At 61.2% G+C, this 14,587-nt stretch carries 14 protein-coding genes; 6 read left to right on the top strand and 8 right to left on the bottom strand.

Translation table 11 applies throughout. The features are described 5' to 3' along the window. Nucleotides 1-2: 2 nt before the first annotated feature. Entirely contained in the window at nt 3-1,286 is a 1,284-nt protein-coding gene (gene hmgA, locus N2A98_RS05360; RefSeq protein WP_275623110.1) for a homogentisate 1,2-dioxygenase, read from the bottom strand. A gap of 120 nt (nt 1,287-1,406) precedes the next feature. Between hmgA and N2A98_RS05355 the strand changes: the two genes are divergently transcribed. Continuing rightward, the gene (locus tag N2A98_RS05355) at nt 1,407-2,186 is read left to right on the top strand and encodes an IclR family transcriptional regulator (RefSeq protein ID WP_044272010.1); all 780 of its coding nucleotides are present in this window, start codon (nt 1,407-1,409) and stop codon (nt 2,184-2,186) included. 1 nt (nt 2,187) lies between these two features. Here N2A98_RS05355 and dacB read toward each other — a convergent pair whose 3' ends face one another. The 7 genes from dacB to N2A98_RS05320 all read right to left on the bottom strand — a co-directional run bounded on the left by dacB (nt 2,188) and on the right by N2A98_RS05320 (nt 10,954). Beyond that, on the bottom strand, nt 2,188-3,645 hold the full coding sequence (gene dacB, locus N2A98_RS05350) for a D-alanyl-D-alanine carboxypeptidase/D-alanyl-D-alanine-endopeptidase (protein ID WP_275623109.1): 1,458 nt from the start codon (nt 3,643-3,645) through the stop codon (nt 2,188-2,190). 611 nt (nt 3,646-4,256) lie between these two features. Then, nucleotides 4,257-6,671, bottom strand: coding sequence for a TonB-dependent receptor (locus N2A98_RS05345; RefSeq protein WP_275623108.1), 2,415 nt, complete (start codon nt 6,669-6,671; stop codon nt 4,257-4,259). A 742-nt stretch (nt 6,672-7,413) separates the two neighbouring features. Continuing rightward, entirely contained in the window at nt 7,414-8,355 is a 942-nt protein-coding gene (locus N2A98_RS05340) for a glutathione S-transferase family protein (RefSeq protein ID WP_098949501.1), read from the bottom strand. Nucleotides 8,356-8,430: 75 nt separating this feature from the next. Continuing rightward, nucleotides 8,431-8,703 (bottom strand): GIY-YIG nuclease family protein, encoded by a 273-nt coding sequence (locus N2A98_RS05335; protein WP_032897605.1) that lies wholly within the window; start codon nt 8,701-8,703, stop codon nt 8,431-8,433. Nucleotides 8,704-8,740: 37 nt separating this feature from the next. Beyond that, nucleotides 8,741-9,211 carry a nuclear transport factor 2 family protein gene (locus tag N2A98_RS05330; RefSeq protein WP_078466475.1) on the bottom strand — a complete coding sequence of 157 codons (471 nt, stop codon included), beginning with the start codon at nt 9,209-9,211 and terminating at the stop codon, nt 8,741-8,743. Nucleotides 9,212-9,301: 90 nt separating this feature from the next. Beyond that, nucleotides 9,302-9,937 carry a response regulator transcription factor gene (locus tag N2A98_RS05325; protein ID WP_032893444.1) on the bottom strand — a complete coding sequence of 212 codons (636 nt, stop codon included), beginning with the start codon at nt 9,935-9,937 and terminating at the stop codon, nt 9,302-9,304. 198 nt (nt 9,938-10,135) lie between these two features. After that, on the bottom strand, nt 10,136-10,954 hold the full coding sequence (locus N2A98_RS05320) for a response regulator (RefSeq protein WP_275623107.1): 819 nt from the start codon (nt 10,952-10,954) through the stop codon (nt 10,136-10,138). A 384-nt stretch (nt 10,955-11,338) separates the two neighbouring features. Between N2A98_RS05320 and N2A98_RS05315 the strand changes: the two genes are divergently transcribed. Genes N2A98_RS05315 through N2A98_RS05295 form a run of 5 tightly spaced genes read left to right on the top strand, consistent with a single transcriptional unit; the run spans nt 11,339 to nt 14,575 of the window. Beyond that, nucleotides 11,339-11,962, top strand: coding sequence for a DUF1120 domain-containing protein (locus tag N2A98_RS05315; RefSeq protein WP_032893448.1), 624 nt, complete (start codon nt 11,339-11,341; stop codon nt 11,960-11,962). 15 nt (nt 11,963-11,977) lie between these two features. Continuing rightward, nucleotides 11,978-12,607, top strand: a complete 630-nt coding sequence (locus tag N2A98_RS05310) for a DUF1120 domain-containing protein (RefSeq protein ID WP_078802551.1) — start codon at nt 11,978-11,980, stop codon at nt 12,605-12,607. Nucleotides 12,608-12,635: 28 nt separating this feature from the next. Further along, nucleotides 12,636-13,256, top strand: coding sequence for a DUF1120 domain-containing protein (locus N2A98_RS05305; RefSeq protein WP_044271998.1), 621 nt, complete (start codon nt 12,636-12,638; stop codon nt 13,254-13,256). 11 nt (nt 13,257-13,267) lie between these two features. Beyond that, entirely contained in the window at nt 13,268-13,888 is a 621-nt protein-coding gene (locus N2A98_RS05300) for a DUF1120 domain-containing protein (RefSeq protein WP_125969558.1), read from the top strand. A 3-nt stretch (nt 13,889-13,891) separates the two neighbouring features. After that, complete coding sequence (locus tag N2A98_RS05295; protein WP_044271994.1) at nt 13,892-14,575, top strand: DUF1120 domain-containing protein; 684 nt, start codon at nt 13,892-13,894, stop codon at nt 14,573-14,575. The last annotated feature ends 12 nt before the right edge of the window (nt 14,576-14,587 follow it).

Here is a 14,587-nt window from a genome sequence, read left to right as displayed (position 1 = left end):
GGTTATCTCCGGTTCGGGTTGAAGGTGGCGGGCAGCGCGGCCCAGCACGCGTCGTAAGCAGGTTGCAGTTGCGGGCACTCCAGGGCGAACTGGGTCGGGCGCAGCACTTGGCTGGTCTCGAACATGAACGCCATGGTGTTATCGATCTTGTGCGGCGCCAGGTCGGCGTTGATGGCCTTGGTGCAGGTCTCGCCATCCGGGCCGTGGGCGCTCATGCAACTGTGCAGCGATGCGCCGCCCGGCAGGAAGCCTTCGGCCTTGGCGTCGTAGGCGCCCTGGATCAGGCCCATGTATTCGTTCATCAGATTGCGGTGAAACCATGGCGGACGGAAGGTGTTCTCGGCCACCATCCAGCGTGGCGGGAAAATCACGAAGTCGAGGTTGGCCAGGCCGTGCACGCTGGTAGGCGAGGTCAATACTGTGAAGATCGACGGGTCCGGGTGATCGAAACTCACCGTGCCAATGGTGTTGAAAAGGCGCAGGTCGTATTTGTACGGCACATTGTTGCCGTGCCAGGCGACCACGTTGAGCGGTGAGTGGTCCAGCTCGCAGGCCCATAGTTCACCGAGGAATTTCTGTACCAGCGTGGTCGGTTGCTTGAGGTCTTCGTAGTGAGCAATCGGCGTAAGAAAGTCGCGTGGGTTGGCCAGGCCGTTGCTGCCGATAGGGCCCAGGTCGGGCAGGCGCAGCGGGGCGCCGTGGTTCTCAGCGACGTAGCCGCGAGCTTGCGCGTCCAGCAGTTCGACACGGAACTTGAGACCACGGGGCAGCACCACGATTTCCAGCGGCTCGACGTCCAGCACCCCCAACTCGGTGGCGATGCGCAGGCGGCCCTGCTCAGGGACGATCAGCAGTTCGCCGTCGGCATTGAAGAACACGCGCTCCATGGAGCGGTTGGCGCGGTAGTTATAGATGCTGATGCCCGCAGGGTTCTCCGCCCCCGAATTGGCAACCATGCCCACCAGGCCGTCGATAAAGTCCGTCGGCTCACTCGGGATATCCAGCGGGTTCCAGCGCAAGCGGTTCGGCGTCACCGCGCCCAGCGGGCCACCGGCCAATTGCCGCGCAAGCTTGGCGAATGCCGGGTGGTTGGCCGACGGCTGGATGCGGTACAGCCAAGTGCGACGGGCTTCGCTGCGAGCCATGGTGAAGGCGGTGCCGGAAAACAGCTCGGTGTAGAGCCCGTACGGGGCTTTTTGCGGCGAGTTCTGGCCGACCGGCAGCGCGCCGGGCAAGGCTTCGCTGGCGAATTCATTGCCGAAGCCCGACAGGTATTCGAGGTTCATGGATCGTCCTCTGAGGGTCAGTTGTATTTATCGTAATCCAGTTACGCATAACGTAATTTGATCACTCTCGACCGTCAAGCTATAAAGACGCCCATTCATCTCTCGGATTCTCGCCCTTCCATGGAAAAGCCCCGCGACACCGGTAAACAGAAAGTCCGCTCGGCGGAAGTCGGCACCGATATCCTCAAGGCCCTGGCCGAACTGTCGCCGGCCACCTCGTTGTCACGCCTGGCCGAACATGTGCAGATGCCGGCGAGCAAGGTGCACCGCTATTTGCAGGCCCTGATCGCTTCGGGTTTTGCCGAACAGAACAGCGCCACCAACCATTACGGCCTGGGCCGCGAAGCGTTGCGTGTAGGGTTGGCGGCACTGGGCAGCCTGGATGTGTTGAAGGTCGGCGCCCTGCCCCTGGCCGAGCTGCGCGATGAATTGAATGAAACCTGCTTTCTGGCAGTGTGGGGCAACCAGGGCGCGACGGTGGTGCACATCGAGCCAGCGGTGCGTGCCGTCACCGTGGTGACGCAATTGGGCTCGGTATTACCGCTGCTCAGTTCGTCCACCGGGCTGGTGTTCAGCGCCTACCTGCCGTCGCGGGAAACCGTGGAGCTGCGCGAGCGCGAGGTTCGAGCCGGCACCGCCCACGCCTTGGCGGACGATCAGGCCTATGCCAGCGTGTGCGAGCAAATCCGCAGCCGCGGCCTGCACTTTGTGCATGGGCTGTTGATGCCTGGCGTGGATGCATTATCAGCGCCGGTGTTCAATGCGGTCGGGCACGTCGCGGCGGTGATGACCGTGGTCGGCCCGACCTCACTGTTCCATGCCGATGAAGATGGCCCGGCGGCGCAGCGCTTGCTGGCGGCGACCCGGGCCGTGAGTTGGCGCATGGGCTATCAGCCCTGAATCAATCGTCGCTACGGGACAGGGCAACGGCGACGCGGTTTTCCACGGCTTTTACCTGCGCGCCAGCGACCACATAGTTGTTGGTCAACATCGCGAACACCAGCTTGCGCCCGTGAGCATCGGTGATGTAACCACTCAATGACGACACGCCGGCCATGGAGCCGGTCTTGGCATGCAGGTTATTTTCCGCAGCCGTGCCGCGCAGGCGGTAACCCAGGCTGCCGCCGGTCATGCGGTCGGCATTGCCGGCAACCGGCAGCGCGTTGTACCAGGCGTCGAACCACGGCTGTTTGCTGGCCGCCAGCAGCAGGTCGGTGAGGGTTTGCGACGACACCAGGTTACGCCGCGACAGGCCGGAGCCGTCCACTTGGCTCAAAGTGCTGGTGTCCAACCCCTGGCGCTGGAGGAAGCCGGCCACCGCCACGGCGCCCGCCGCCGCCGTGCCATTGTTGGCCGTCTGGCGGCCCATGGCCTTGAGCAAGGCTTCGGACATGGCGTTGTTCGAGAGCTTGAGCAGCGGCACGATCAGTTCCTGCAACGGCGCCGATTGGTGTTCGGCCAACACCGTCACCCCAGCGGGACTCGCCCCGCCCATCACCCGACGCCCCAACACCTTGATGCCCTGTTGCGCCAAGGCTTGCTCAAACAGGTTGGCCACCAGTTGCGTGGGCTCCCACACGCTGAGCAGTTGCTGGCTCTGCCGGCCCGGTGCCACCGCGCCGCTGAGTTGCAGCAGGTTGGTGCCATGGCGACGGTTGATCCCATAGCTGTTACCCGGCCCGCTGACGGCGCGGTTACTCAGTTGCAGGTAATCGGTGGGCGGGAAGATCTCCACGCCGACCGGCGAGCCGACGCGCAACGGCGCCTTGGCGGTGACCAGCACGCTGCCGGCATCAAAGTCGGTATTGGGCGCCACGGTCAACGCTGAAATCTGCGCGCCGTAGTAGGTGGTTTCATCATCATGGGACCAGTCCACGCCCAGCCGCTCGGCATCGAACCAGGTGTCGTCGAACACCAGGTCACCCTGCACCTGGCGCACGCCCTGGCTGGCCAACTGCGCGGCCAGCACCTGGTAGTCGGCAAACTGAATACTCGGGTCGCCCAAGCCACGCAGGTACAGGTTGCCAGTCAGCCGGTCGCCCTGGCGTATGCCATTGCTCAGCAGTTGGGTGGCGAAGCGGTAGTGCGGCCCCAACACATCCATGGCCGCCGCCGTGGTCAACAGCTTGAGGTTGGACGCGGGCACCAGCCGAGTGCGTGGGTTGTGCTGATACAGCGTGGTGCCTGTGCGGGCGTCACGTACCATCAGCGAGACCGTGGCGCCTTGCAGCGCCGGGTCGCTCAACAGCTTATCCAGGGTTGCCGGGGTGGAGGTTTGGGAGACGCTGGCGCAGCCGCCCAGCAAAAAACTCAAGCCGACCAGCAGGGTGCTGGTGTGAAACCATTTTCCAAAGTGCATCAGTAGCGTTTTCCATAAGCCCGCAATGGCGGCAACGCTAACAGCTCGCTATCAATGTGGCGAGGGCACTGAATGCTCTCCGCTTTCCTGTGGGAGCTGGCTTGCCTGCGATGGCGGCCTGCCAGCCGACGCCTACTACCTGACACCCCACGGTCCAACTGTGGGAGCGGGCTTGCTCGCGAAGACGGCCTGGCAGCTAACACAGTTGGATCGGGTATATATCCGTTATTTAGGTAACGGCCGCTTAGGGTTCCGCCCTGACGGCGGCTCACTTTTGAAAAGCGCAAAAGTAAGCAAAACGCTCTTGCCCCACCACTCGGCACCTCGCCTAGGCTCGGTGTGCCCGTAATCCGCCAGTGATTCGGGGGGCCGCCGCCACGCGCCATCCATGGCGCGGGGCGGCTAAACCGGCATCCCTGCCGGTTTACCCCCCAAATCCCTGTCGAATTCCGGCCAGCGTGGTTTAACGGGGCGCCTAAGATCAAAAGCAGATCAAGATCAAGAGCGACTCGCTTCGCATCGTGGTTACCGTCGATAGCTTCAGAGTTGTTAAATCCCTATGACCATCGCAGGCAAGCCAGCTCCCACAGAAGAATGCCACCAACCCGGAATCAGAAGGTCAACGTGCTTGAGACCGACACCTGCCGCGCATCGCCAATGGACACGAACTGCGTATTCACCGAAGAGGTGTAATAGGTCCGGTCGAACAGGTTCTTCACATTGAGCTGAAACTTGACCTTCTGCCCATCAAGTTGCGTGTCGTAGCTGGCAAATACATCCGCCACGGTATAGCTCGGCAGCTCAAAACTGTTGGCCGCATCTCCGGCCCGCTCGCCCACATAACGCGCACCGGCGCCGACCCGCAGTTGATCGCCACCCAGAAGAGTGCCGAAGTCATACACCGCCGACAGCGAGCCGGTGTTTTTCGCCACGTTCTGCAGGCGCTTGCCTTTGAGCGTCGGGTCGTCGGTGACCTCGGCATCGGTGTAGGCATAGCTGCCGATCAGGCTCCACTTGTCGGTCAATTGCCCGCTGGCATCCAGCTCCAGGCCACGGGAGCGCACCTTGCCCGCCACGCTGTAGACCGAGGTTAGCCCCTCGCCCACCTGGACCAGCACGTTGCGTTTGTCGATGTTGAACAACGCCGCACTGGCGGTGATACGCCCCGGCAGGTCGAACTTGGTGCCCAGCTCCCAGGCCTTGGATTCTTCAGGGTCGAGGCTGCCATCCAGCACGGTTTTGTTGGCCAGCGGCGCGATGGTGGAGTTGGGTTTGAACGACTCGGTGTAGCTGCCGTAGAACGACAGTTCATCGGTGTAGCGGTACACCAGCCCGGCCCGCGGCACCCATTTCTGGCCGTTGCCATCGGTGTTGGCGGTGAACGGCACGCCTTTGCCAGCGTATTGGTCGTACATTTGATAGCGCGCCCCACCGACCAGAATCCACTGGTCGTTGAGATGAATCGCATCCTGGAAGAACAGCGAGTTGCTGCGCAGCAGGTCCGTCTGGTTGCTGTCCGGCGCGCTGACGTTGGAGCCTGCCACTTCGTTGCCGTACACCGGGTTGTTGTAATTGAAGACACCGCGCGGTGCCTGGCGGATCAGGTCGGCGCGGTAGATCTTGCGGTACTCGTCGTCCAGGCCGAACACCAGGTCGTGTTGCATACCCGCCACATTCAGCTTGCCTTCAAGGCTTGCGGTTGCGAAACGGTCGGTGGTCAGCGCGCCCTGCGTGCCATCCATGCTGCGGGTCAAGGTGCCGTTGGGGTTGACCTTGACCACGCGCACCTGGCTGGCGTCGTAGGTTTCGCGGTTCCAGCTGTAGCCGAAGTGGGCTTTCCAGTCGTCATTCAGGTCGTGGTCGACGGTCAGGCGATACAGGTCGGAGCGCCCTTCCATATTGTTGAACGGCTCATCCAGACGGCGGGTCGCGGGGATGTTCAGCGGGTGGCGGGTCTTGGGGTCGATGGCAGTGCCACGGTCAAAGGGCGAGAGAAACTCGCGGTGCTCATAGGCGACAACCACCTGGGTGGTATCGCCGTACCAGGCCAGAGACGGCGCCACCAGCGTCTCGCGATGGGTACCGTAGTTGCGCCAGTAGTCTTCGTCTTCATGATCCACGATCAGGCGATAGGCCAAGCCGCTATCACCGAGGGGGCCGGTGCTGTCAAGGCTGCCGCCGCTGCCGTTCTTGCCGCTGCCGAAGGTTGAACCACGCGCGGTCAGAGCCGTGGACTGCACCAGCTCAGGCTTTTTGCTGACGATATTGACCACGCCACCCGGGTCCTGGATGCCGTACAGCAGCGAAGACGGCCCCTTGAGCACTTCGACACGATCAGCGGTGGCGTTCAACGCCCGGCCCTGCACCACCGGCATGCCGTCTTTCATGATCGAGCCATTACGGTTGTCGCCAAAGCCACGCAGCATCACCGCGTCCTGGGTGCTGCCGAGGGTGTTGGACTGGGTAATACCACTGATATTGCCCAGGGCGTCATCCAGGTTACGCGGCTGTTGATCGCGCAATACTTGGGCGGGCACCACATTCACGGTTTGCGGGGTTTCCAGCAGCAAGCCACGGGAGCGCATCACCGAACTGGTGGGCGGTGGCTGGTAGCTGGTGCTGGCTTGGGTCAAGTCGATGCCGCTGATGGTGGTAGCGCCCAGATTGACCGCGCCATCGGTGGGCACCGGTTCCAGCGCCAGAGTACGGGCGTCGATCTGGCGAAAGGTGAAACCGGAACGGCCCAGCAGACGTTGCAGGGCCTGGGTCGCGCTCATCTGCCCACTGACCGCCGGGGCGTTGATGCCGTAGGGCGCTTCATCGGTGTAGATCACACTGAGCCCGGTAACCCGGCTGAAATCACTCAACGCCTGGGGCAACGGCTTGGCCGCCAGGGCAAAATTGAACTGGGCGCTGTGCTGCTCCTGCGCCTGTGCCAAGGCCAAAGGCAGCAGGGCCAACCCCGACACCGTGAATACCGAGGCTCCCAGCCACTGTTTGACCCAACCGCCCGCCGTCGATTTCATGCTGTGAGCACCCGTGTAGAAAACGCTGTTAATGCGAATTGATCGCAGTTTCATGCACTACACGGATGGGCCGGCGATTTACCTCACCTCTGCTGGCAATTATTTTTTATTTACTGCGTGCCCACAAAATCAGCATATGGCACAGATCCCCTGTGGGAGCGGGCTTGCCCGCGAATGCGGAGTGTCAGTCAATCAATCTTTAACTGAACCACCGCTATCGCAGCATAGGTATCTACACAATTTTCGTGGCTGCCAAAAACGGTAACCACGATGCGAAGCGAGCCGCTCTTGATCTTGATCTGCTTTTGATCTTAAGCGCCCCGTCAAACCACGCTGGCCGGAATTCGACAGGGATTTGGGGGGTAAACCGGCAGGGATGCCGGTTTAGCCGCCCCGCGCCATGGATGGCGCGTGGCGGCGGCCCCCCAAATCACTGGCGGATTACGGGCACACCGAGCCTAAGCGAGGTGCCGAGTGGTGGGGCAAGAGCGTTTTGCTTACTTTTGCGCTTTTCAAAAGTGAGCCGCCGTCAGGGCGGAACCCTAAGTAGCCGTTACCGCAGCAATGGATATGCACACAATCCAACCGTGTTGACTGCCAGGCAGCCTTCGCGAGCAAGCCCGCTCCCACAGTTGGATCGTGGGGTATCAGGTAGATAGGTGTCGGCTGTCAGGCCGCCATCGCAGGCAAGCCAACTCCCCCACTGGCCACGTAGTGCCTACAGGGGTGATTCGTTCACCCTTCAGGCAGCGATGCCCTGGATACGAAACCCCCAGCGCGGGAAATGCACATGCACCGTACCACCACGCTCATCCGTGCGACGCAGGATCAGCTCTTCACGCCCAGCGAACAGCAACTCGCCAGCCACCGGATCAACGCCATAGTCGATAGCCGCAATGGTCACCTCCTGACCCACCTTAAAGCCGTTCAAATCCTCGAACACCTCATCCGGCAAAGGTGCCGGTGTAGCATTGCGCGCGATATCCAAAGCCTGCTCCGCGGTCATCTGACTGGCGGTTCCATGACCAAAACCCAGCACGCGCCCCAGCCAGGCCAGCACGGCCGGGTAAGCATCCACCAGCGGCGCGGTGACCGGCGTGGCCTTGAGGAACCAAAGCGAGTGGGCCAAGGCAAAGTCGGCAATCGACGGCGCGCCGAACAGAAAGTCGCCGGACTCGCGCTGCAACTGTTGCTCCAACCGCGCCATGATCGCCGGCCATTGGTGCTTGGCCAGTTCAGCCGGGAGCTTGCTCGCCGTGCCGCCACTGAACAGCGCGGCGCGGTCAGCGATAAAGGCCTTGATGGCCTCGGGCGGTAACTTGCCAAAGCGCACCGCCACCGATTCGGGCTGGAACACCAGGCTGACGGCATGGGCGAACACCACGCTGTCGGCCCAGGTGGCGAAGGTCTGGGTGATCATTTCCTGGCCCAGCGGAAACAGGGCCGGCGAGGATTTTTCCTGCTCCAGGCGGCGAGCGATCAGGGCGGTGTCGCAATAGATATCCGCTCCCACCTGCAGCACCGGAGTTTTGCGGTAGCCGCCGGTCAAGGCCGTCAAGTCGGGCTTGGGCATCACCGGCGAGATGTGTACGGAATGCCAGGACAGGCCTTTAAAGCCCAGCAACAGCCGCGCTTTTTCCGCAAAGGGTGAGGTCGGGTAATGGTGCAGGATGAGCTCAGACATACGGATTTCCGCTTGGCGAATGAGCACGCAGATTACCGCGCAAACGGTCCTGACTGCGTGATGGGAACCTATCAGTCAGAGTGATGAGCCATTTGCGGCCAGGCATTCCTTGGCGCTCTTCTTCAACTTTTTGATCAGGCGCTCCTGGCGCAGCGCCTCACCCTTGCTCGCGCATTGCTCGGTGTACACCAGCGCCACTGCGGGGCTGGACAGAAAAAACCGCGCGCCCTTGCCGCTTTGGTGCGAAGCGAACCGGCGCACCGGGTCGTTGCTGATGCCGCAATACAGCGCGCCATTGGCGGCGCGCACCAGGTAGACATACCAAGGCTTGGGTTCAGGCGTACTCACGGACAGGTTCGGCAAGGCAAAAGGGGCGCGCAGTTTATCAACGACTGGCCTGGAATGCCTTCAGGCCTTTGTTCGCCTGGGCGCGTACGGCATTGCGTACCAGCGGCGTCCAGCCCAACAGCAGGCCCTTGGTGCCCAACGCCTGGCGCGACCAGCGCCACAGGTCGAAGTGGTCGTGGTGCTCGCAGATCTTGCCGTCGCGCAGCACAAAACGCGCCTGGATATCGTTGACCACCGTATTGCCGGTTGTGCTGAACAGGTAGGTGGCCACCCAATGCGCACTGCCGGTGCGCTCGTCGCTGCGCACCTGGTCGAAGGTCAACGAAAAGTCCTTGGCACGGGTGGTGAGCATGCGCCACATGTCCCCTGCGTCACGGCCTCGCAGTTCACCAAAGGCCGGGTCGCTGAACACCACGTCATCGCTGTAGCAGGCTACCATGGCCTCGGCATCCAGACGCTGGAAGGCGCTGTAGAACTGGCTGATCAGGGCATTATGGGCATCACTCATGGGCAGGCTCCGCAGGCGTCAAAAGAGTAGGCGCACGATAAGCCGCCCAGGCCGTCATGGCTACTGTCATTCGCCACGCAAATAAGCGCGCTACGGCGCTATCCCGGTACTGCGGGCATAAGCGAACAAGTCAACGTCGGTGGAAATACTCAGGCGCTGCATCGCCGTGCTTTTTTGCTTGCTGATGGTGGAGATGCTGCGGTTGACCTGGGCTGCAATCTGGCTGACGGTCATGCCGCTGGCCAGCATGCGCACCACTTCGCGTTCCTTGCCGGACAACTGCGGCTCCTGGGATTGATCGCCAGTGCCGGCTTCCACCAGTTGCACCCGCAGGCATTCACTGGCGAAGGTCTGGCCAGCACACACCGCCTTGATCGCCAAGGGCAACTCCTTGGCCGAAGCACTTTTGGCGACCACTGCCCTGGCGCCGTGGGCAAAGGCTGCGCGTAACGTGGCGACGTTGGCGAACATGGTGACCAGTACCACCGGCAACTGCGGATACTGGCGCTGCAACAGGCCCAACAAGCAGTAGCCATCGGCCTGCTGGCCGCCTGGCATGGCGAAGTCCGTGACCAGTACGTCGCACGGCGTGCGACTGAGCACGTCGAGTAACTGATCGGGACCGTCGGCCTCACCGACCACTTTGCACTTGCCATTCGCCTCGATCACAACTTTCTGTCCGACCCGGACAATAGGGTGATCGTCAGCAATAATTACTCGAAGCATAGGCACCCACGAATGATGGCAACTTGAATCCGCGCAAAATACCTCTGCCTGCGATCATCAACAACTGCTAACAAAGAGGCGCTTGCGGCCGAACCCAATGTTCAGTAGTGGCTGTTTTTTGGACTACAACACAATAGGAAAATACCTACAGCCAAACTTAGACCAACGACCAGGTATAACGCTCTGCAACAGCATTCTTCACAACTCAGACAGATACTCCAGATAAGCGCACAGCCGTGCTTCAAACACTTCCAGTTGCGCCTTATGCGTAGCGACACCCTCGGCCTGGACCTGCTCGATCAAGCTCACGGCACTGGATTCCAACCCCGTGCCGCCCAGAAATACCAGGCTGCCCACCAGCCGATGCAGACGCTCGGCGGTCAATGGCGCGTTCAACGTCATACGGGCATGACGTAACACCCGCTGGTCTTCCCAGGCCTCCATCAACAGGGTTTCCAGCATTTGGTCGACGACCAGATCGCTGCCAAACGTGGTCACAAGCGTGGCTCGGGTGGGCCAGTTCGCCACCGCAGCAGCAGCGTATGGCTCGACAGAACGGCCTTCCCCGCCCGGTAACCAGCGCACCAGCACGGCGTGCAGTTGTTCAAGGGTCAGGGGTTTGAGCAGCCAGGCATCCATGCCGGCCTTGCAGCAACGTTGGGGGCTGTCGTTTTGCAGGTTGGCGGTCAAGGCAATGATGGGCACCCGCTTCAACCCGTGCTCGCGCTCATGCTGGCGAATCGCACGGGCCATGCTGTAACCGTCCATGAAGGGCATCCGGCAATCACTGATCACCAGGTCGAAGGGCCGGTTGGTAAAAGCGTCCAATCCCATAAAGCCATCGGTGGCCAACGCGTGTCCGAGCCCCAGTTTTTGCAACAACCAACCCAGCAACAGGCGATAGGCTGAATGATCCTCCACGACCAGAACATTCAAGTACTGCCAATGAGGCGGGGGAGAAAAAGGCGGTTTGACTGTCCGGCTCGCTCCTGCGGTTGAACCTCCTGGCGAACCCATCAGTACCTCTTCGTGGTGATTAATTCGGCAGCCATCCGGGGCACTGATACAGCAATGCCAGGCGCACCCTTTTGATTGTTATCGGCTTTCAACCTATAACCTTTCGAATGGCTTTACGCCGATACAACAACTACGAAAAACGCCGCGAAAATCTACCGTCCCGCACCGCGTTTACAGCACAACCCGCCAATGTCGTATTAGTTGTATTTCCCCCTCAAAGCCCCCTCGCTAAATTGTGCCCACCCCAAAAGAGGGACGGTTTGCCACTTCCCGGCAACGCAAAAAAACAGTGAGAACGCCACCACGCCAACCACTCGCCCACACAGGGCCGAGCGCTGACCTGTACGCGTCTCTATCTGCCAGACTGCAATGGAACAATTGGAAATGAAAACCCCTGTATCCCTGTTGAGCAGTGCCCTGCTGCTCACCATGACATCCTCGGTGTTTGCCGCCAGCAGCGTCGACCTGAGTGTCAAAGGGTTGATCACGCCCAGCGCTTGTACACCAAGCCTGCCAGGTGATATCGACTTCGGAAAAATCGCGGCAAAAGACCTGAATATCGACACCGGTACCTTGCTTGAACGCAAGACCGTGCCACTGAGCGTGAACTGCGATGCAGCAACGCTGTTTGCCATCCAGCCCATCGACAATCGAGCCGGCTCTGCGGTTAACAGGTTTTACTTTGGCCTGGGCATGACCAACGAAAACCAGAAGCTGGGGCGGTATCTGCTGGCGTTCACCAACCCGGTGGCCGAAACCCCCTCCACCCTGTTGGCCATGTACAACGCTGACGGGTTCTGGGTGACGCTGCTGTCTGACGAAGTCATTGGCCCCCACGTACTGGTGGCGCTGGGCAGTCGGGGCGACAGCGGTTGGGCGCCTCACCCTATCAAGGACGCGGTCATGGATGTCACGCTCGAAGCGACGATTAATCCCGCAAAAGACCTGACATTGACCGACGAAGTCGCGATCGACGGTTCCGCGACCTTTGAAGTCAAGTACCTGTAAATGGACGCCTCCCACATGAAAACCTGCATGCCCCTGCTGGGCGGTGCCCTGCTGCTCGCCCTGTCCAACGCCGTGTGCGCTGCCAGCAGCGTAGACCTGACCGTCAAGGGCCTGATCACGCCCAGCGCCTGTGCGCCCAGCCTTTCCAGCGGCGGCCTCGTCGACCACGGCAAAGTCGCAGCCAAGGATTTGAAGCCCGACCACTGGACAATGCTGGACAACCACACCCTGCAACTGGCGATTACCTGTGATGCGCCAACCCTGTTGGCTCTAAAGGGCATCGATAATATCGGTAACGCGTTTGACTCACGAAACAGCTATGGCTTGGATTTGGTTGGCGACAAGAAATTGGGCGAATACCTACTGGCGCTAAGTAATGCTATGGCTGACGGCGCGGTGATCTCCACAATTGAATCTGTGGATAACGGTCTCACCTGGCATGAAAGTTACCCAGGTGACGCCTGGCCGATTACCTCCCACGCTTCGTTTGGCGATCGCTCCTCCGGCAGTTGGGCACCCTCCCCGGTCCAGCAGGTCACGGCAGACCTGCTGGTGCAAACCGTGATCGCTCCCACTGCCGGCATGGACCTGAGCACAGAAGTGCCGATCAACGGCTCCGCCACCCTTGAAGTGAAATACCTGTAACCGCCAACCCACCCACAGGACGTGACCCATGGTTAGCCCCCTCACTACCCTCACCGCGACATTGTTGCTGATCGGCGCCGGCCCGGTATGGGCCGCCAGTAGCCAGGACTTGACGGTCAAAGGGGTCATCACCCCCAGCGCCTGCGCGCCCGTGGTCTCCGGCGGCGGCACCGTCGACTTCGGCAAGGTGTCGGTCAAAGACCTCAATGCCGACACCTACACCGACCTGCCCAGGGAAACCCTGCTGCTGAGTGTGCGTTGCGAAGGGCCGACCATTTTCACCCTGAACACCATCGACAACCGTGCGGGCACTGCCGCCAGCCACTTCAGCTGGCACGGCCTGGGGATGACGCCCAGTGATGAAAAAGTCGGCGATGCCGGGCTTGGCCTGTATAGCCCGGTGGCCGATGGCATCCCGGTACGCACCATCACCTCCCGGGATGGCGGCGTGACCTGGATCCCCTCGGTGATGCTCAGCCACACCTTGTTGACGGCCGTCGCCGACAGCGACGGCCTGGCGCCGATTGCGATCCAGGCGTTGGACGCCGAAATACGCCTGATTACCCACATCGCCCCCGCCAGCAACCTGACGCTGACCGACGAAGTGCCCATCGACGGCCACGCCACTGTGCAAGTCAATTACCTCTAAGGAGCCTCCCGATGAAAACCCGATTGACCACCCTGGCCGCCAGCGTGCTGCTGCTTCACTCGGCCAACACCTTCGCCGCCTCCAGCGTGGACCTGACTGTCAAAGGCCTGATCGTGCCCAGCGCCTGCACACCGAGCCTGTCCGGTGGGGGAGTGATCGACCATGGCAAGATCTCCGCCAAGGATCTGAAACCGGACAACCCGACAGTCATTGGCAACCATACCCTGATCCTAGCCGTCAATTGCGACGCGCCAATCAAGTTCGCCCTGCACTCGATCGATAACCGTGCCTCCTCAAGTATCGGTTCGAATTACGGCCTGGGCTTTATCAATGACACCCAGAAGCTCGGGGGATACAACCTCACGCTGGCCAATCCACTGGCAGAGGATGGTGTAGTGGTGCAACCCATTGCATCGTACGACCAAGGTAATACCTGGTTTAAAGAAAAGTTCTGGGATTCAGGCCTATACATGTCGGTCGCCGCAATGGATGACGACAGCCAGCCGTTACCTGTCAAAGACCTGCTGGTCGATCTGCAAGTAAACACCTTCATCATGGGCACTGCCGGGATGGACCTCAGCAACGAAGTCACCATCGACGGCTCCGCCACCCTTGAAGTGAAGTACCTCTGACCCATGGCCGCCCCGTCCTTGAATAGTGGCAGGCATGGGCGGCGTCTGGCGTTGCTCGTGCTGATGGCATGGGGGCGAAATGTGGTCATGGTGCTTGGCCTGGCCGCGATGACCGATGCCCACGCAGCGTCGGCTGTCGACCTTACGGTTACCGGCCGGGTCACCCCGGACGCCTGCCATATCGAGCTGACCAATGACGGCACCGTCGATCACGGCAAGATTCCTGCCCACAGCCTCAACGCCGACGAGTTCACCGTGCTGCCCATCCAGACGCTCGACCTGCGTGTGCAGTGCGCCAGGCCCATGCTGTTTGCGTTGGTGGGCATTGACGAGCGCGCCGACTCCTCGTCGGCCCCAGATTATTTCTACGGGCTGGGCAGGAATATCCACGTCCCCGAAGAGCGCCTGGGTTCTGTGGCGCTGGCCTATCGCAACGCGGTGGGCGATGCGCAGGCCATGCAGGTAATGGCGTCCAGCGACAACGGTGAAACCTGGTCCCAGGAGCCCAATGCCTACCCCCGCACCTACATGGCCTTTGCGCCAGTCGGCGACCGTCAACCGGACTTCATCGGCCAACTGACCGTCCAGGTTCAGGTGAGCACCGCCATCAACTTTTCCCAGTACCTGACCCTGGACCAGGAAGTCCCGCTCGACGGCGCCATCGTCCTGGACCTGCGCTACCTCTGACCGCCCCTCTTT

Origin of the sequence: Pseudomonas sp. FJ2-5-13 (assembly GCF_029201605.1) — a bacterium.
Taxonomy (GTDB): domain Bacteria; phylum Pseudomonadota; class Gammaproteobacteria; order Pseudomonadales; family Pseudomonadaceae; genus Aquipseudomonas; species Aquipseudomonas lactis.
This window is presented reverse-complemented; position numbering and strand designations above follow the sequence as displayed.